Annotated in this window: 18 protein-coding genes; 11 read left to right on the top strand and 7 right to left on the bottom strand. The window is 47.3% G+C overall.

What is annotated here, in order from left to right:
* The first annotated feature begins 129 nt into the window (after positions 1 to 129).
* The 3 genes from ABDW16_RS09445 (at position 130) to ABDW16_RS09435 (ending at position 3,001) form a co-directional block, all read left to right on the top strand.
* Positions 130 to 1,566 (top strand): hypothetical protein, encoded by a 1,437-nt coding sequence (locus ABDW16_RS09445; RefSeq protein ID WP_343669280.1) that lies wholly within the window; start codon positions 130 to 132, stop codon positions 1,564 to 1,566.
* Between the two features lie 91 nt (positions 1,567 to 1,657).
* Entirely contained in the window at positions 1,658 to 2,011 is a 354-nt protein-coding gene (locus tag ABDW16_RS09440) for a hypothetical protein (protein WP_343669278.1), read from the top strand.
* Positions 2,012 to 2,140: 129 nt separating this feature from the next.
* Positions 2,141 to 3,001 (top strand): alpha/beta hydrolase, encoded by an 861-nt coding sequence (locus ABDW16_RS09435; protein ID WP_343669276.1) that lies wholly within the window; start codon positions 2,141 to 2,143, stop codon positions 2,999 to 3,001.
* Between the two features lie 10 nt (positions 3,002 to 3,011).
* Here the strand turns inward: ABDW16_RS09435 and ABDW16_RS09430 are convergent, their stop codons facing one another.
* Entirely contained in the window at positions 3,012 to 4,364 is a 1,353-nt protein-coding gene (locus tag ABDW16_RS09430; RefSeq protein WP_343669275.1) for a serine hydrolase, read from the bottom strand.
* 55 nt (positions 4,365 to 4,419) lie between these two features.
* Complete coding sequence (locus ABDW16_RS09425; RefSeq protein ID WP_343669274.1) at positions 4,420 to 5,373, bottom strand: hypothetical protein; 954 nt, start codon at positions 5,371 to 5,373, stop codon at positions 4,420 to 4,422.
* A 120-nt stretch (positions 5,374 to 5,493) separates the two neighbouring features.
* Here ABDW16_RS09425 and ABDW16_RS09420 point away from each other — a divergent pair, with 120 nt between their 5' ends.
* From ABDW16_RS09420 to ABDW16_RS09410, 3 genes are read left to right on the top strand one after another with little or no spacing between them, the layout of a single operon-like run.
* Positions 5,494 to 5,817 (top strand): metalloregulator ArsR/SmtB family transcription factor, encoded by a 324-nt coding sequence (locus ABDW16_RS09420; protein ID WP_343669273.1) that lies wholly within the window; start codon positions 5,494 to 5,496, stop codon positions 5,815 to 5,817.
* Positions 5,814 to 6,275: an SRPBCC domain-containing protein gene (locus ABDW16_RS09415; protein WP_343669272.1), complete on the top strand. Its 462-nt coding sequence runs from the start codon at positions 5,814 to 5,816 to the stop codon at positions 6,273 to 6,275. Before ABDW16_RS09420 ends, ABDW16_RS09415 begins: the two co-directional genes overlap by 4 nt.
* Positions 6,276 to 6,279: 4 nt before the next feature.
* Complete coding sequence (locus ABDW16_RS09410; protein WP_343669271.1) at positions 6,280 to 6,813, top strand: DUF4256 domain-containing protein; 534 nt, start codon at positions 6,280 to 6,282, stop codon at positions 6,811 to 6,813.
* A 10-nt stretch (positions 6,814 to 6,823) separates the two neighbouring features.
* Here ABDW16_RS09410 and ABDW16_RS09405 read toward each other — a convergent pair whose 3' ends face one another.
* The 4 genes from ABDW16_RS09405 to ABDW16_RS09390 all read right to left on the bottom strand — a co-directional run bounded on the left by ABDW16_RS09405 (position 6,824) and on the right by ABDW16_RS09390 (position 11,080).
* Positions 6,824 to 8,563 carry a family 2A encapsulin nanocompartment cargo protein cysteine desulfurase gene (locus tag ABDW16_RS09405; protein WP_343669270.1) on the bottom strand — a complete coding sequence of 580 codons (1,740 nt, stop codon included), beginning with the start codon at positions 8,561 to 8,563 and terminating at the stop codon, positions 6,824 to 6,826.
* Positions 8,550 to 9,470: a family 2A encapsulin nanocompartment shell protein gene (locus ABDW16_RS09400; RefSeq protein ID WP_343669268.1), complete on the bottom strand. Its 921-nt coding sequence runs from the start codon at positions 9,468 to 9,470 to the stop codon at positions 8,550 to 8,552. The genes ABDW16_RS09405 and ABDW16_RS09400 overlap by 14 nt, the downstream gene beginning before the upstream one ends.
* Before the next feature lie 218 nt (positions 9,471 to 9,688).
* A complete protein-coding gene (locus tag ABDW16_RS09395; RefSeq protein ID WP_343669267.1) occupies positions 9,689 to 10,156 on the bottom strand; it encodes a hypothetical protein in 468 nt (155 codons plus the stop codon).
* Between the two features lie 81 nt (positions 10,157 to 10,237).
* Positions 10,238 to 11,080, bottom strand: a complete 843-nt coding sequence (locus tag ABDW16_RS09390; protein ID WP_343669265.1) for a methylated-DNA--[protein]-cysteine S-methyltransferase — start codon at positions 11,078 to 11,080, stop codon at positions 10,238 to 10,240.
* Positions 11,081 to 11,166: 86 nt separating this feature from the next.
* On the opposite strand from ABDW16_RS09390, the gene ABDW16_RS09385 reads away from it, so the two are divergent.
* The 5 genes from ABDW16_RS09385 to ABDW16_RS09365 all read left to right on the top strand — a co-directional run bounded on the left by ABDW16_RS09385 (position 11,167) and on the right by ABDW16_RS09365 (position 17,464).
* Entirely contained in the window at positions 11,167 to 11,730 is a 564-nt protein-coding gene (locus tag ABDW16_RS09385; protein WP_343669263.1) for a PhnA domain-containing protein, read from the top strand.
* Between the two features lie 284 nt (positions 11,731 to 12,014).
* Entirely contained in the window at positions 12,015 to 12,515 is a 501-nt protein-coding gene (locus ABDW16_RS09380; protein ID WP_343669262.1) for a T9SS type A sorting domain-containing protein, read from the top strand.
* 27 nt (positions 12,516 to 12,542) lie between these two features.
* Positions 12,543 to 13,724, top strand: coding sequence for a type IX secretion system outer membrane channel protein PorV (porV, locus tag ABDW16_RS09375; RefSeq protein WP_343669261.1), 1,182 nt, complete (start codon positions 12,543 to 12,545; stop codon positions 13,722 to 13,724).
* Positions 13,725 to 13,750: 26 nt separating this feature from the next.
* Positions 13,751 to 14,158 carry a hypothetical protein gene (locus tag ABDW16_RS09370; RefSeq protein ID WP_343669260.1) on the top strand — a complete coding sequence of 136 codons (408 nt, stop codon included), beginning with the start codon at positions 13,751 to 13,753 and terminating at the stop codon, positions 14,156 to 14,158.
* Positions 14,159 to 14,185: 27 nt separating this feature from the next.
* Entirely contained in the window at positions 14,186 to 17,464 is a 3,279-nt protein-coding gene (locus tag ABDW16_RS09365) for a hypothetical protein (RefSeq protein WP_343669258.1), read from the top strand.
* A 158-nt stretch (positions 17,465 to 17,622) separates the two neighbouring features.
* Here ABDW16_RS09365 and ABDW16_RS09360 read toward each other — a convergent pair whose 3' ends face one another.
* Complete coding sequence (locus ABDW16_RS09360) at positions 17,623 to 18,276, bottom strand: suppressor of fused domain protein (RefSeq protein ID WP_343669256.1); 654 nt, start codon at positions 18,274 to 18,276, stop codon at positions 17,623 to 17,625.
* Positions 18,277 to 18,402: the final 126 nt, after the last annotated feature.

The raw sequence follows: 18,402 nt of genomic DNA, 5'->3' as shown, positions 1-18,402 counted from the left end.
GTGAACAATCACAGAGGAAACATGTTTATCAGTTCGTACAAATATAGATCATAAAAGTGTTTGATAATCATTGAACTTTTGCTTTTTTCAATTGTTATAACCCGAATTGTGTTAACTCAAATATTGAAGATGAAAGGAAAACTACTTACCATTTTTGCATCCCTGTTTTTTATGCTACACGAAGCCAGCGGACAGGATTCTCACTACTGGGAATCGGGGTTCTCTCCCGGAGGATTCTTATTGCCCGGATCAGTGATTGCCAACAACCGTGACAGCGGACTATTCTTTTATAATCCCGCTCTGCTTGCTATTAACCCTAAAAACAGTGTTTCCATTTCTGCGACTATTTATGAATTGGAGCATGTGAATATACAAGATGGTATAGCCAGTGGAAAACCGCTGAAGAGCAACAAGCTCCGTATGGTTCCCCAGATGGTGTCTGGCACCATTGCCTTTAATAAGCACCTTTCAATAGGCTATGCGCTGATCCATAACCCGGTGCTCAGCTACAGCGTCAATCAAAGACAGGATAAGCAAATGAATGTGCTGGACGATTCGTATAGCCCCGGACCCGAGTATTACGTGGGACAGTACTCCGCATACAACAACGTTAGTCAGACGATCGCAGTAGCAAGTGCAGGCATAAAATTAAATGAGCAACTGGCTGTGGGCTTGTCTGCCGAAGGGCAGGTGCGCTCCCAGAGCTTTTTTGAAGACTACAAATCAAGAGCCCTTATCAATACTGACTCCATTGAATTAACTCCTTTTACAGGCGTTACGTCTTCCTATGAAGCCTCATACACGCATATTGGCATTCGTTTCAAAGCAGGACTCTCCTATGATGCCGGCCGGCATCATTTCGGGTTACTACTGTCTTCTCCTATGATATCGATCAAAGGGACTGCCACTGTACAAAGTGATATGGCTATATCCAACCTTCGCATAAGCGCCGATAACGGTATCATTCTAAATATCATGGCAAACGACCGGCAAACCGGGCTTTCGGCAAAATATAAACTTCCTTTCAGCATAGCGGCCGCATACGCTATTGATTATAATAAGGGCCAGGTGTACCTGGCCGCAGAATATTTCCATAATGTGAACAGCTATGATATCATTACTCCGCGAAAAGAATCTTTTATACGGCCTGATACCGGTAATGCAGATTTCTATGCGCCAGGCTACCTGCAATTCCGGAATGAACATAAGCGGGTAACGAACTTTGCTTTGGGCATCAGTCATTATTTAAATTCCAATTTCACTGCTTATGGTTCTTTCCGTACAGATTTCAGTTATGCCGCTCCCATGCCAGCACAATACAATGGGCGATTACCCTATGTGATTAGCTGGGATAACTTTCATGCACAACTGGGCGGGAATTTCAAAAGAAGGAAGTTCAACCTCCGCGCCGGACTGCTGCTAAGTTATGGCCGTACGACTAAATATAGGCAACCTGTTAATTTTGATAGTCCTAAAGATGCTGATCTGCTGGTTGGGATTGCACATGATGTAAAAGGCACTTTTTTCTCCACAGGTCTGTTGTTTTCATATATACACAATCTTTAAGACCCTGAAAAACGTGGGGGTGAGAACGTATCCAATAAAGGACCTCATCAGCCATTTTATTTTGTAACTTTCAACTATCATAAACACTTATATGGCCAAGAACATCATCTCTCTATTATTATTGATCGTCTCGGTGTCGCTAAGTTTCAAACATGGCTGGGACGCATTTAACTACAAAAACAATCCCGAAACAGTCAAAATGATGACGGGACTGGGCCTTAGTGAACCAGCCATTCCGTTCCTGGGGTTTTTGACTATTGCGATTGGCGTGCTGTTACTGATCCCTAAAACATTTTTCTTAGGCAACCTGTTAAATGCAATGACAATTGTTCTTATTATGGCATTGGCCTTACGGACAGGGAATTTGAAAATGGCTTTGACAGAGATCCCATTTTTAGCCATGCCGTTAATTATGATATGGCTGAAATACCCGTTTAAAAATTAAACTAACCGAGCGCTTTTTGCTTATTGACTTATTTCTCCCACATGTCGCCTTCACCCCACATAATTGTCGCAGGCACACACCACTCCCTACAATAATCTTTCAGAAATTTGTATCATAACAATTAAAGATATGCGCAAAAATATTATCACTGTAATACTGCTGCTCATGACCCTCTATAGTAAAGCAAATAAAGACTCGGGCTACGCAAACGTAAACGGGCTGAAGATGTACTATGAAGTATATGGTGAAGGTAAACCTATCGTGCTCCTGCATGGCTCTTTTATGAATATTGCTATGAACTGGTTGCAGGTCATTCCTATACTGGCCCAAACACACAAGGTAATCGTCCCTGAATTACAGGGTCACGGGCACACAAAAGACATTGCAAGAGAATTTAGTTACGAAGCGATGGCTGACGACGTATCGGGGCTGCTCAAACTACTGAAGGTAGATAGTGCAGATATATTAGGTTACAGCATGGGTGGTGGTGTGGCCTTCCAGGTAGCAGTACGCCATCCGGAACAGGTACGCAGGTTAATTATATTATCAGGTACCTATGCACATAATGGCTGGTGGCCGGATGTGGAAGCAAGTTTCGCTACTATGAATGCAGAGATGTTCAAAGGCTCGCCTATTCAGACACAATATGAAAGCTATGGCAATGACCCTGCGCAGTTTCCTGCATGGGTGAAGAAGGTACTCAGTATCGATGTGAAACCATACGACTGGTCAAAAGAAGTGAAGAATATCAAAGCACCCATATTAATGATCATCGGCGATGCAGATGGCGTTCAATATGAACATGCGCTGGAACTATTCCGCGCCAAAGGCGGCGGTAGGATGGGCGACTTGCATGGGCTGCCAAAGTCGCGGCTGGCGATTTTACCAGGTACCACACATATCGGCATGATGGTGCATACAGATTACTGGATTCCTATGGTCAATGAGTTTCTGACTTCTGACCTGAACCCAACGCCGCCCATGTTTTAAGAAAAAGTGGCTATTTCTCCAGCAGCTTTATATGCTCCGCTGCATACTTATTCTTTGGATTCAACTCCAATGCCTTTTTAAAATTCACCAGCGCCAACTGCTTATTCCCTGCCGCCTCGTATGCCTCTGCAAGACTATCATATCCATTCGCACTACCGGGGTACAATTCCAAGTTTAGCTTGAATATTTCCAGCGCTTCGTTGATCTGCTTATTTCGCATCAGCATAAATCCAAAATTATTCAGATCATCCTCCGGAAAATGGTATCCCGCCTTTTTTATAATTGCACCGGCCTTAACATAACCTTCCTGCTTCAACTTCGCCCTGAAAGCACGCATCTCATCCGCCTTCTCAAAGTCATAACTCAACCACTTAGACGGCCACCAGGTATGATTACCAAAGAACAGGCTCAACACATCCGGCATTATCTGCAGTCCATACCTGTTGTAGGTAAAGTATACCAGGCTCTCGTGTGTATCCGGCGATAACAGGAAGAAGCATTTAAAATCGCCATTATCCCCCCAGTGCCAAATCCACTGGTGCCCGTCATCCTGCGTCAAACCCACTCCCAGTCCCCAGCCAATATGTTCCATTACACCAGGCTTTTCATGTCTGAACCAATTTCCCTGGCTGTATTTTGTAAACATTCCTTTGTTATCTGCCAATAATGCCTGCAAAAATAAAGAGTAATCATGCGCATTCGTCAGCAAACTGGAAGCTGCATTTTGCGTCATATGCCATTTTCCATTTTTTGCACCAAAAGCACTAATCGTATCAAACCTGCTCTGCCATTGATAGCTCGAATTCTTCATGCCCAGCGGAATAAACACCTCTTTCGCCACGACCTCATCTAAAGTTTGCCCAGTCAACTTCTCCACTGCCCTTTGCAAAAATAGAAACCCCTCTCCTGAATAGGAGAAACAGCTATCTGGTGTAAACAATAAAGGCAAATGCTGATCATCTCCCCAGTTAGGAAAACCCGTTCTATGTGACAATACCATCCGCGCAGTGATCTTTTCATACCGGTTGTCAAGCGAATCAATACGTGGATAGCGCCCCAGGTAATGCAGCAACGGCGTATCCAGGTTCAATACGCCCCTGTCAACCAGTTTTAATACCGCATAGGTAAATACCGGCTTACTGAGCGAAGCTGCCTCAAAAATAGTATTCGCTGTCACCGTCTGGGTGGTATCCCGGCGTACGGTACCTAAATAGACAGTACGTACCTGTGGGCCTTTATGATATTCCAGTTGAATACCGGGAATGCCATCATCGGCTATCAGGGTCGCCAACTGAGTTTGTTGGGTGAAACCTAAAAACGGGGAAAGTATTAAACAGGTAAGCAGGCATATTTGTCTTGTCATGACCTTTTTAGTTAAAAGACAGCGATTATGTAAAAAGGTTGCTTTTTCATCCCTGCTATAAACTCAGATCAGCAAAAAATACCACCTTCCCGGGGTCCTCCGGCAGGTACATGATCTCTACGGGGCCTGTAGCCAACTTATGTGTTTCCAGCAGCGACACAATCTTCTTTATAACAATGCTATGCTGCATTCCCTGCTTATCGGTATATTCTATATTAAACGCTACCTGCGGCTGTTCATTGATATACATCCCTGTCTGGCGATAACTCACGATCTCTCCCTGCACCCTCACGCCATACATCACCATACGCAGGGAGTGCGTTGAAACACCTGACGCCTTCCCTATCAGTCCAATTAGAAACCCGATGAAAATTGCGGTACCTAAATTAATCAACGGTATCAATGTCCACGGATGTGGCAATATAAAATAACGCCAGTCAACAAACACAGGATAATACACCGCTACCCCAATCAATACCAGGAATATAAATGTATACAGGAATACCATCGGTTCATTGCGTACTACCTGCACACCTTTTGGCACTACCAGTCCTCCTTTTTTCTTCATATTCACAATCAATTCAATCTGACTGCCTTTTTCATATCTCCTTTCAGCAGGTTTACTATCCATTAGCTCATACCCCACTTCCACCGGTGTGCCAGCAAGATTTGTAAATGCGAGGCGAAGCTGTAACACAGCCATTTGTTTAATCATGTCTTCCTGCACCTTATTGATCACAGTGGCTATAATGGTGCTTCCTTCTTCGGCACCCTTTAAAATTTCAGATTTACCTGTAAACACTGTCTTTACATAAAACCGCCCGTAAAATGCAAGCAACAAGGCCCACCCTATTATTGCAAGACCAATAGAGATATAGGTGAAGTTAGTTGGTTCCCCGGGGAAGTCCGGTGCAGAACCGGAAGAATAATAGATGATCATAGGGAGACCGACGGTAAAGGCTAACGTGTATAAGGCCCAAAAAGAAATGGCCAGATTAGGTTTTCTCATAATGGCATTTTAACGACAAACTTCAGACCATATTTAGCCCCTGACATTTGTGATCCCAAATATAAAACATTTGTGTAGTTAAATGACTACGCATATATTTGCAGACAAATATCTTCACCCATGATCATTAGAAGAGACGTATTTCAGGCCATTGCAGACCCCACCCGGAGGGCCATCCTCATACTATTGGCGTCACAGGCAATGACGGCCGGATCCATTGCCGCCAACTTCAACACTGCCAGGCCTACCGTATCAAAACACCTCGCTATTCTCACTGAATGCGAATTACTTGAACAGCAGCAAAATGGCAGGGAAATTTACTACCACCTGAATCCAAATAAAATGAAAGAAATCGCAGACTTTATTGAACCCTTCCGCAAGTTATGGGATGACCGGTTCAATAAACTGGAAGATATTATGAAAACCTACAAACCTAAAAAATGAAAACGCAAATCCACGCAGAAGACGGTCAACAGCAACTCACCATCACCAGGGAGTTTGAACTACCTGTAGCACTACTATTCAGGGCATATGAAGACGCTGATATTGTAGCACAATGGATGAACACGAAAGTCGTAAAACTGGAAAATAAAAGATCCGGTAGCTGGCAGTTTGATACCTGTGATGATAAGGGCAATATAGCATTCACTGCCAGTGGTGTTTATCATGAGTTTGTACCGAATAAAAAAATAACCCGCACCTTCGAAATGGGCAATGCCCCTTTTGACGTACAGCTGGAATTTCTTGAATTTGAAGCACTGGATGAAGACAATAGTAAACTCACCATGCAGATTGTATACAGGTCCGGTGCACTGAGAGACCAGATGCTGAAACTGCCCTTCAGACAAGGCCTGAATATGGCACACAACCGCTTACAGGAAGTCGTAACCAAATTAAAATAACCGTATGAGTACTGAACTGCTGAAAATATTAAAAGCCCGTTTTGAAAAACACAAAAACCGCCATAAGGGAATTGAATGGGCACAGGTAGAAGCAAAACTAACTGCCAATCCCAAAAAACTAAAAGTGCTCGGCATCATGGAAGAGACTGGCGGAGAACCGGATGTAATTGCCTACGATAAAAAAACAGGTGAATTTACCTTCGTAGATTGTTCACCAGAAAGCCCCAAAGGTCGCAGAAGTGTATGCTATGACCAGCAGGCGCTGGATGAAAGAAAAGAAGCAAAGCCAGCTGACAGCGCTACCGAAATGGCGGCTGCTATTGGCATAGAACTACTCACTGAAGAAGCATACAAAGCCCTGCAGGAATTGGGTGAATTCGATCTCAAAACCTCCAGCTGGCTCCTGACCCCTCCTGCCATTCGTAAACTCGGCGGCGCTATCTTTGGTGACCGCAGGTACAATCATGTATTCACCTATCACAATGGCGCACAATCTTACTATGCTGCCCGCGGTTTTCGTGGCTCATTGAAAGTGTAAAAGAAACGCCTCACAAAGGTGAGGCGCTTCTTAATCTTCTAACCGTTTCTACCAGTGCATCAATATCCGCACAGGTATTATAAAACGCCAGTGACGGCCGCACACTACTCTCCAATCCAAACCGCCGCAATATCGGTTGCGCACAGTGATGCCCCGAACGTACGGCTATACCATTCCTGCTCAATGCTGTTCCCACTTCCTCAGTCCGGAATCCCTGCAGTACAAACGACAGCACACCCGCCTTGTCTGGCGCCGTACCAATCAGCCTTAACCCGGGAATATCTTTGAGTAAGCGCGTAGCATATTGCAATAAATAATGCTCGTACTGGTGTATCACTTCCATGCCTATACTGTTTACATAATCAAGGGCGGCACCTAATCCGACCGCATCGGCTATATTACCCGTACCTGCCTCAAAACGCGCAGGTGCTGGTTGATACTTTGTATGCTCAAAAGTTACATCACTGATCATGTTGCCTCCACTCTGCCAGGGCTGGGTATCATTCAGCAATGCTTCCTTGCCATACAGTACACCGATACCTGTAGGCCCAAATACCTTGTGCCCTGAAAATACAAACCAGTCGGCATCCAGGTAGCGTACATCCGTTTTCATATGCGATACGGACTGAGCCCCGTCTATCAACACCTTTGCCCCTGCCTGGTGTGCCAGGTCTGTCATCTGCTTTGCAGGAGTGACGGTACCAAGGGCATTGCTCACCTGCGTAAAAGAAACCAGTTTGGTTTTGGGACCCAGCAGGCGGGCATATTCTTCCAGAATAATTTGTCCGTCGTCATCCACAGGCGCTACTTTTAGTACCGCGCCTTTCTTCGCTGCCAGCTGCTGCCATGGAACGATGTTCGCATGATGCTCCAGGTGTGTTACCACAATCTCATCGCCAGCCCTGATGTGTTGATCACCCCAGCTTTGTGCTACGAGATTGATGCCTTCTGTGGTACCACGCAGAAACACTATTTCGTTCGGACTGGCCGCATTCAGGAAGAGCTGCACCTTTGTACGGGCCTCCTCATATGCATCTGTGGCTCTGGCTGCCAGCGTATGCGCGCCGCGGTGGATATTGGAATTCTCATGCTCGTAAAAATAGCTGAGTCTTTCAATTACATGCCGGGGCTTTTGCGTAGTTGCAGCATTGTCCAGCCAGATCAGCGGGCGGCCATCCACATGTTGATTGAGAATAGGAAAATCGGCTTTCACCTTGTTCACATCAAAAGGAGCAGCCGCTATTACTGACTGCGCATCGGATGGCATGAAATAATAGGAAGGTCCGGCAAAGGGTAATTGTCCTGCAGGTATACTTTGCATTGCACCCGAAAAAGGAAACTGCCCTGTAGGCACATACTGCGAAATAGCTTTTAATGCTGCCTGCAGCTGATCTTCAAATGTATTATCATATTCCAGTGGCAAAGAAGCAGGTGTTCTGCCACCGCCCACAGAAGAAAGTGTAGAGGTATCCACCTGGTTTCCTGGTCCACCGATCCGCGGATCTTCACCCAGTTGCTGTGCAGAGGGTGATTTTCCACTCCCGGCCACAGAATGTGGAATAGGCCCTCTGCCTCCCGGAAAGTGCGGATCGTGCAGGCTCGTCTGGGGTTCCTCCATATTGACGGTCTCCCCATGCTGCAGCAGGATGTCGTTATGAGTAGATGCAGGCTGTTGCCCCGGTTGCGCCTGGTAATATTGATTGGCCAGTTGCTCGAGGAAGGCTGTATCTATTGGATTACTTGTACTCATGGTATTTACCGATTTCAACGTCATCAAGTACAGCAATGGCATCGTCTACCAATACTGCCAGCGAACAATACAGGGATACCAGGTATGAAGCAATGGCGCGTTCATTGATACCCATAAACCGCACGGATAAACCCGGAGACTGTTCGCCCGGCAGGTTTGGCTGGTACAATCCTACTACACCCTGCCTGCTTTCGCCTGTACGGATCAGGAGGATCTTGGATTTACCTTTTTCTACCGGTACTTTATCAGAAGGAATCAGTGGTACACCTCTCCATGTGAGGAATTGTGAGCCGAAGAGGGAAATAGTAGGCGGAGGTACACCTCTGCGGGTACATTCCCGGCCAAATGCGGCGATGGCGAGTGGATGTGTCAGGAAGAAACCTGGCTCTTTCCAGACTTTTACAAGCAGGTCGTCCAGGTCATCAGGTGTAGGTGCACCTGTGCGGGTTTTGATGCGCTGAGTAGGCGCAATACTGCTCAACAGGCCATACTCTTTGTTGTTAATTAATTCGCTTTCCTGCCGTTCCTTGATGGCCTCAATGGTCAGGCGTAATTGTTCACTGATCTGATTATAGGGTTTACTATACAGATCTGATACACGGGTATGTACATCCAGCACCGTGTTCACTGCTGTCAACATATACTCCCGCGCATCTTCGATGTAGTCTACGAATGTTTGCGGAAGCGTACGTTCATCCCGGCCGCCGCAGTCTACTTCTACCTGGGTAGCATCCTTCACCCTGTTCAGGCGATAAATACCAGATTCTACGGGTATCCAGCTTAATAAATGTGTCAGCCACCGGGGGGTGATAGTGCTCATCTGGGGTACGGTACGGGTCGCGATAGCCAATTGCCGTGCGGCCACGTCACCTAAAGCAGTTTGCTGCCTGGTCTTTGAATCTGCCATGGGGATAGCGTTTTAGTAAATAATAAAAGAAAGATGGATAATCAGGACTGATTGGTGGTATCAGTTCTTTCGTGGTGGTTAATTAATATGGTTGCGATATTAAAATAAATCTTTGATATAAAAAATCATCCTCCTAAGTCTATCAACACGATATATTAAGTAAGAAACCCGCTTCAGCCGTTGGCCAAAGCGGGTTTCATCATAATATAAGTTAAATGTTAAAACTTAAGCATCTTGCCTAAGTCGCCCAGATCTACATCTCCGTCGCCATCTTTATCCAGGCCCATTTTTGCACCTAAGCTGCTTAAGCCACTCAGGCCACCACCGCCACCAAAGGAGGCCAGGATTTCCTGGATACCACCCTGCCCGCGCACGGCATTCAGGATACCAGGAATCATTGTAGCAGCAATGGAAGAAGCTGCCTGGCTGTTGATGCCAAACTTTTCCATAATGTTGGTGGCAAAGTTGTTCTCCATATCTTTTGATTCCGGCGTATCGCCATTGGTAGACAACATTTCAGAGATTTTGTCTGCCTGACCACTGGTTGCCAGGCCAGTTACTTTAGAGATGATAACGCTCTTCAGCTCTTCAACCACGTTCTGGTTGTGCTCATTGGGGACTGCAGGATTGTCAGCTACGCTTTGCTGGCTATGCTCCTGGATCAGATTTGATAATTGCTCGAACATATGGATCAATTTTGCACCAAAGATATAATAACTTGTTCCATACGGCTCACAATTTCTTCAAATATTCACAGAAAGATATTGTTACACCTCAGGGGCAGCCTTCGCCGCTTCCCAGCCAATGATCGCCGTTTTGCGGGTACTCCCCCAGTTATATTCTCCAACTGTACCACCGGATTGTATCACCCTGTGGCAGGGAATCAAATAGGCCACCGGGTTATTGCCAATCGCTGTTCCCACTGCCCGCGATGCACCGGGGTGCCCGATATTGGCCGCAATCGTACCATACGTAGCCAATTTCCCGAAAGGGATCTTCAATAAACTTTCCCATACCTTGAGTTGAAAGTCTGTTCCCCGCAGGTGAAGCTTAATCTCTCCTAGTTTACTCCAGTCATGCTGAAAAATGAACAATGCATGCTGTTGCAACAGATCCAGTTTTTGATGAAAAACCGCATTGGGGAATTTTTCACGAAGGTCTTCCAATGCACGTACCTCGTCGGTATCGAACGCCATATAACACACTCCTTTTTGTGTAGACGCCACAATCAGACTTCCAAACGGGCTCTCTGCAAAACTGTAATTGATCACCAGGTTCTTTCCCCCATGTTTATATTCTGCCGGGGTCATACCCTCAATTGCAATAAATAAATCGTGTAAACGGCTGGTACTGGACAATCCTGTTTCGTATGCCGCATCAAAAATGGTCGTTTCTTTTAGCATGCCCTTGGCATACTGCAAACTGATATATTGCAGAAATTTCTTGGGACTGGTTCCCGCCCATTCAGTAAACATCCGCTGAAAATGAGCCGGGCTCAGGTGAACACTTTCAGCTACCGCATCCAGGTTGGGTTGCTCCCTGAAATGGTTCCTGATATAATCAATTGCTTCCGCAATCCGGGAATAATTAATATGCTCCTGTGTTTTCATAATACAAATTTCCTGATTCCTGTCATTACAAAAAATCCGGAATATGCGCTTATCTTTGCACCTTTTATATAGAAAAAATACCATTTATGAGTACAATTATCACGCCTGCATTAAAAGAGCGCAGCAACGGTACCTGTGAGTTGTGTGCCAGTGAAGACGCCTCGATTGCCTTTGCAGTGAGCCCCAAGAACAATGATGCGATTGAAAATGAAGTAGCGATCTGCAACACCTGCGCGGCTGCTATGGAAGATGAAGCTGCCGCTATGCACTGGCATTGCCTGGCAGGTAGCATCTGGAACCCGGAGCCCAGCGTACAGGCGCTGAGTTATCGCCTGCTCTACAAGTATAAAGACCAGGAATGGGCGGCCGAAATCATAAATGGTGTGGAAATAGATGAAACTGTGAGCCACTGGGCACTGAGCGCATTTGAAGTAAAAGCAGTACATCGCGACAGCAATGGCACTGAACTGGAAAATGGCGATACCGTAGTACTGACCCAGGGCCTGAATGTAAAGGGCGCCAACTTTATGGCACCAAAAGGAACGATTGTACGTAAAATCAGGTTGGTAAGTGACAATCCGGAACAAATAGAAGGAAAGATCAATGAACAAACAATTGTGATTCTTACCAAATATGTTCGTAAATCATAATAGAAGAGATTAACCTGTTAGCATCAGGTATCCGCATAAAAAGGGGATGTATCACAATTTTGATACATTCCCTTTTTCTTTTCATTACCTCATAACCATTTGTCCTCTCTAGCCTGCCATTTAAAAAATGATTACCGCCATGTAAGAATTGAACATTGACCCCGGCAGGCAATTGTAACATATTTGCAATCAGTTGTAGTTAGCAAATGAAGTAGCATCGGATCAGATCAACCATATTCTAAGCGACAAAATAGGTAACCTTTTATTCACCCCAATATCCGCACATGCACACACTTTACAAATGTATGCTGGCGTTGTTCCTGTTCATCGGTGCCGTCACCACGGCCGGCGCACAAACGCTGAACCGTCAGGTCACTGCCAGCTCGGGAGGTGTTGGCAAGATCAACGACAAAGACTTCCAGTTTACAATCGGAGACCTTGCAACCACCACTCTTTCCAAAGGCTCACTGATGCTCACGCAGGGCTTCCAGCAACCCGAAGAACTGCCTCCCGTTCCCCCAGGTACGCATCCGGTCATAAATATGATCCTTTACCCCAATCCCGCAGCTACCAGCGTGAAAATTGAGTTCGATATGCTGTCAACCAACATTGTCTATCTCATGATCGTAAATAGTAGCGGACAACTGATTTATAAGGATAACAGGTACTACGCTCCTGGCAGGATTGTCATCACACTTCCCGTCAATCACTTTGCTGCAGGCATTTATACTGTACGTATCCAGGCCGGAGGCTATGCCTTCCAGGATAAGCTGATCATACAGTAATGTATTACCCCTTAAACCATCTTTATTATGCAAAAAATCTCTACACTGTGTATAGGAGTCTTTACCTGCCTGGTACTCCCCTGTGTGGTAGAGGCGCAGAAGAGCTCCCAGACACCTCTCAATCCCGGGGCAGCCTTCCTGTTAGTGAATCCTGATGCCCGCAGTACCGGCACCGGCGATGCCCTGACCGGACTGGAAAGCGATGTGAACTCACAGTTTGCAAATGGCGCCAAACTGGTATTTGCCGGCGATATGGGTGTCAGTGCCTCTTATTCCCCATGGATGTGGGACCTGAACAACAATGACCAGCGGGTAAACCTCGGTCATCTTGCCGCCTTCAAATCGTTCAATGATCACAACGAAGCAGTAGGTATCTCCATGCGCTACTTCTCGCATGGCACCGTCACTTTCAGAGATCAGAACGGGATGGAAATGCAACAATATCACCCTAAGGAATATGCGATTGACGCGACATATGCCCGTAAACTGGGGGACCGCTTTTCTATCGCTATCGGCGCCCGCTACATTCGAAGCGACCTGGGCCAGGGCAGCTACAATAGCCTGAACCAGCGACCCGCTACGGCCATCGCTGGCGATGTTTCGCTCTACTACGAAAACTATGCAAAGTTTGACCCCGCGGGTAACCGCTATTGCTGGGGTATCAGCTTCACAAACCTGGGCAGTAAATTAAAGTACACGGACAATGCCAATCGCCGCACTTTCCTGCCCATGAACCTGCGCATCGGCGGTGGCTACACTTTTGTGAATACGCCTGAGCATCAGTTCACAGTGCTCGCCGATATCCAAAAACTCCTTATTCCCACTCCTCCCATTTATAAAACGGATTCCAGCGGTGCTGTCACCGACGAAATTCTGAAGGGAAAAGATCCTGACAGGGGCATTCCGGAAGCGATCTTCACTTCCTTTTATGATGCTCCCGGCGGCTTCTCGGAAGAAATGAGAGAGATCACGGTAGCAGGCGGGCTGGAATATAGTTATAAGCACCAGTTGTATATCCGTACGGGTTATTTCTACGAGTCTTCGACCAAAGGCTGGCGCCAGCACTTCAGCTCCGGCATAGGCCTGCAATTTCAGGGTCTGAGCGTAGATATGGCCTATATCATTCCTACTGGCAATAGCCTGTATCCCCGTCGTACACTGAAGTTTACCGTCGGGTACAACTTTGGCCGGTATAAAAAAGCTATTTAATCTTTTAAACAATTCAACCCCGGCATATGAAACCAATTCTGTTCCTGATCTTTTTAATCACTGCAACCACGACTATCACGGTAGCACAAAGCCGTACCAGGGATGTGCTCTTCCCACATTTTGCAGAAGACAAAGCGAAAATGGATGCGAAAGCGGCCAAAGAAGATAACTCTGCCCCCAAACAAAATGGACGGTCTTCCAAAGAAATGATCTTTACAAACTACCGGGCACAGTCTGCTAACCAGAAAGCCCAGCCACTGGCAGCACAAAGTCGTAAGCAATCGAACGCCCTGGCTTCTGACATCAGCGCGCAGACGGCGCTTGAAAAAGAGAAGGCAAAGACTACGACGATTCCGACGCTTACACTGCCTACACAGGGCGAAGAGCCAAAGGCCAATAGTAAAGCCACTACTGGCCAGTTAAAAAAGCACTAAAAGATCAATTACAACAAATTCGCTATCATGAAGAAATTTTATCTCAGCATAATATTTATCCTCGTTGTTTACGCAGGTGCTTTTGCCCAGGATGGGCTTACGGGTACTAACTACCAGGCGGTGGTGCGTAATGCAAATGGAACAGTATTGCCGAATACCAGTATGACGGTTCGTACGTCTATACTGGGTGGTTCTGCCAATGGTACGCTACAGTATGAAGAAACGCATGAGGTAACGACCAATGCATTAGGTCTGTTTACGATCCAGGTTGGTAAGGGAAATGCCAGCAATGGCACATTTGCGGGTGTGCCGTGGAGTAATGCAAACCAGTATTTAAAAGTAGAAATCAATATTGGCCAGGGGTATACTGTATTGGGTACTACCCAGTTGATGAGTGTGCCTTATGCAATGTATGCGGCAAATCCAGGCCCTGCCGGGCCTGCGGGGCCTCAAGGTCCAGCGGGACCTGTAGGTCCTAAGGGTGATGCAGGTGCGACTGGTCCAGTGGGGGCGACTGGGCCTGCTGGGCCTGCGGGACCTAAAGGTGATGCTGGCGCGGTAGGTCCTATTGGCCCTGCGGGGGCAACTGGTCCTATTGGTCCTGTAGGGCCTGCGGGTCCTAAGGGTGATGCAGGTGCTACAGGCCCTGTGGGGGCGACAGGTCCTATTGGTCCTGCCGGTCCTCAGGGTATAGCCGGTCCCGTTGGTCCTGCGGGTGCTACTGGTCCTATTGGTCCGGTAGGCCCCGCTGGGGCAATAGGTCCTGCCGGGGCAACCGGTGCTGATGGCGCCACTGGTCCTGCCGGTCCTATTGGTCCCGCTGGACCTGTTGGACCGCAAGGTATAGCCGGTCCCGTTGGTCCTGCCGGTCCTGCTGGCCCTGTTGGCCCTATAGGTCCTGCCGGGGCAACCGGTGCTGATGGCGCTACTGGTCCTGCCGGTCCTATTGGTCCAGCTGGACCTGCCGGTCCACAAGGCCCCGTTGGTCCAGCAGGTCCTGAAGGCCCTGCCGGAAGCCTTACCGGTCCTGCCGGCGGCGACCTGGGTGGTACTTACCCTAACCCAACCGTCACCAAACTCCAAACCATTCCCGTATCTGTTACCGCGCCACTCGCCGGACAAATCTTACGCTTCGATGGTACCAACTGGATGCCCTCCGCAGCCGGTGGTGGATTTTCCCTGCCATACAGTACCGTCGAAAACAACGCAGCCACCCTCTTCTCTATCACCAACGACGGTGATGGTACAAGTATCGAAGGCACCAACAATACCACTACCTCCAACGTAGCTGCCGTAAGAGGTATCGTCAGTTCAACCGCACCTGGTGGTTTTTCCGCCGCCGTACGGGGTATCAACAATGGTACCGGTGGTTTAGGTATCGGCGTATATGGCTCTCAGGCGGGTTCCGGCTGGGGCGTATATGGCGTAACCCCAAATGGCTTAGGTGTATATGGCAACGCTTCTGCCAACGGTACCGGTGTATATGCAAACAGTAATACCGGCACCGGTCTTACCGCCACTTCTAATAATGGTATTCCTGCCAGCATTTCCATTTTCAACAATGCAAACACTAATAACGCCCTGAGTGTAAACACCGTTGGTAATGGTACAGTCGTTAATGTAACTACCACCGGAAATGGTGCAGGTGTTCGCAGTTCTACAGTTGCAGGTTTTGGTGTACATGGTATCACCAGCCAACTAACATCTGCAGGCGTCGTGGGTGATAACAATGGCGGGGGTGAAGCCGTGGTAGGCCGCACCACCAGCGATATAGCCGGTGCAGTTGTAGGTAGAAACGATGGCGGTGGTTACGGTATAAGAGGTTTCATCGCTACCAATACAACAGGTACCGGTATCGGTGTATTCGGACAGGTAGGTTTGAACAACAGTACCGGTCGCGCAGGTCGTTTTGAAAATTACAATACAACCAATCTGGTAAATACCTTGGAGGTAGAAACCAACGGCAATGGCAACATCCCTGACAATACACAGGGCAATGCCGCCTCCTTCCTCGTTAACAATACGAACAGTGTAGCCGCCGCCGTAAGAGGTGAAGTAAAAACTATCTTCGGCAACTTCGGCGCTGCCGGCATCTTTGGTATATCTTCCGGCACCGGTGGTTTTGCCGGTTTATTCCATTCTTCCAACACATCTGGTAATGGTCCTGCCCTGGTAGCTATCAATGATGGAAATGGCAATGCCATCACTGCCAATACATCGAAAGATGGCAACGCCATTGAAGCCAATATTGATGGTGCCGGAAATGCACTGTATGCATGGGTGCCCAGCTTTGCTACCGGGCGCGCAGGCAGGTTTAACATCTTCAATGATAACAACACGAGCGATGTGATCACTGTAACAACTGTAGGTAATGGTATCGCTGGCAATTTCAAGGTAGACCGCACTACAGGTACCTCTCCGGCGGTAAAAGGAGAAGTGAATTCCATCTTTGCAAACTTCGGTACTGCCGGTATATACGGCTTATCTTCCGGAACCGGTGGTTATGCAGGTCTGTTCTATGCCTCCAATCCTGCTGGTAATGGTCCTGCCTTACTCTCACTCTCCGAAGGCAATGGCAATGGTATTACTGCCAATGCCGGTGGTACCGGAGATGGGGTGGAAGCTAGTTGTGATGGTACCGGTAACGCCATTTATGGCTGGGTACCTAACTTCGGTACCGGTAAAGCAGGTCGCTTCGCCAACTTCAATTCAGCTAATACTCAGCCGGCAGTACATGTGACCAATGCGGGTACCGGCACCGCCATCCTGGTGAACCACACCGGTGCATCGGGCAGCGTGCTGGTCGTGCAAAGTGCAGGAGTAAACGTAGCGCGTATAAACAAAGCAGGCCGTGGCTTCTTCAACGGCGGCACACAAAACAGCGGTGCGGACGTTGCCGAAGCATTTGCTGTAGAAGGTCATGTCTCCGCCTACACTCCCGGCGATGTACTCGTGATCTCTACTGAAGACGATCGTACTGTAGCCCTTTCTTCCGAGCCTTACTCTACCCTGGTAGCTGGTGTATATGCCACCAAACCAGGCGTAATATTAACCGAAGATGAAGACACTGGCGATGAACTGGTGGATAAAGTTCCGATGGGGGTAATCGGTGTGATCCCTACCAAAGTATGTGGTGAAAACGGAGCTATCAAACGTGGCGATCTGCTGGTGACTTCCAGCAAGGCAGGCCATGCAATGAAAGCTGACCTCGACATGGTGAAACCCGGCCAGGTAATTGGTAAAGCATTGAGCAACTTTGATGGAAACGGTACCGGAGTAATCAAAGTACTGGTAAATATCAGGTAGACTTATCACCTGCTATCGGTAAGTCACTGAGCAACATCGATGGAAAACTTACTATCAGGTAGACCTATAATCTGTTGTAGTTTTGAAGAAAAGCGCCTGTCATTTGTGCAGGCGCTTTTTTGTATAATCCGGTTTCGACTGGTCGTTCTAATCAGCATCTACGACCGCCTTTCCAAATCTGTAATCAACAAGGGATTTCCCTGCGCTAATTCCACCAGTAACTCCTCCACAGCCGCCCTGGTATTGACTTTCTTCAATCGCTCCAGCTCAGCTGTGGTCAATCCTACCATTTGTAAAAAAGTCACCTCTCCATGTGGTGTATCAATCCGTCCCGCCTCCGGGTCCCTCACAAAAGCCAACGCCGTAATATCAGTATCCGTATCCAGCCGGATCGGTCCATTGGCAGGTATATACTGAAACTCTTCAAACCATTTACCGCTATTGAATACGTACCTTGCCAGGTTATTCATCATACTGATCACCCACAATGGCTTATCTGCATCCCCTGCAAACGGCTTAACCCGCATCGTAAATTCAAATCCCCATTTACTGAAAGTACCCCCCGCTGCCTTTTCATTGTAATACAATTCAGACATACCATAACTCACAAAATGAAAATGTTCCTCCTGCCTGCTACTTTTGTAAATGCTCACTCCGTCAATGGGATCATTCCCTCCTACTATGTAATGTAAGGGCGGGGCATAATGTGTGGGCTCCTGCCCCGGGTAAATTTTATCAAACACATTGTCAATGGCAGTCCAGCCCACAGTATCATCCCCGGTAAACAAACGCTTGTATTCTTCTGCTGACATAAAATAAAGAATGGTTTCGCTGAAAAATAGAACCTTTTCCCTACATTTGCAAAAAATTACTTCTACTACAATGTGAGATCTATTTTCTGCCAATAACCAGTAATCAACCCACTTCACTAATCTTTA

Source organism: Chitinophaga sp., assembly GCF_039596135.1.
In the GTDB taxonomy this organism is placed as follows: Bacteria; Bacteroidota; Bacteroidia; order Chitinophagales; family Chitinophagaceae; genus Chitinophaga.
This window is presented reverse-complemented; position numbering and strand designations above follow the sequence as displayed.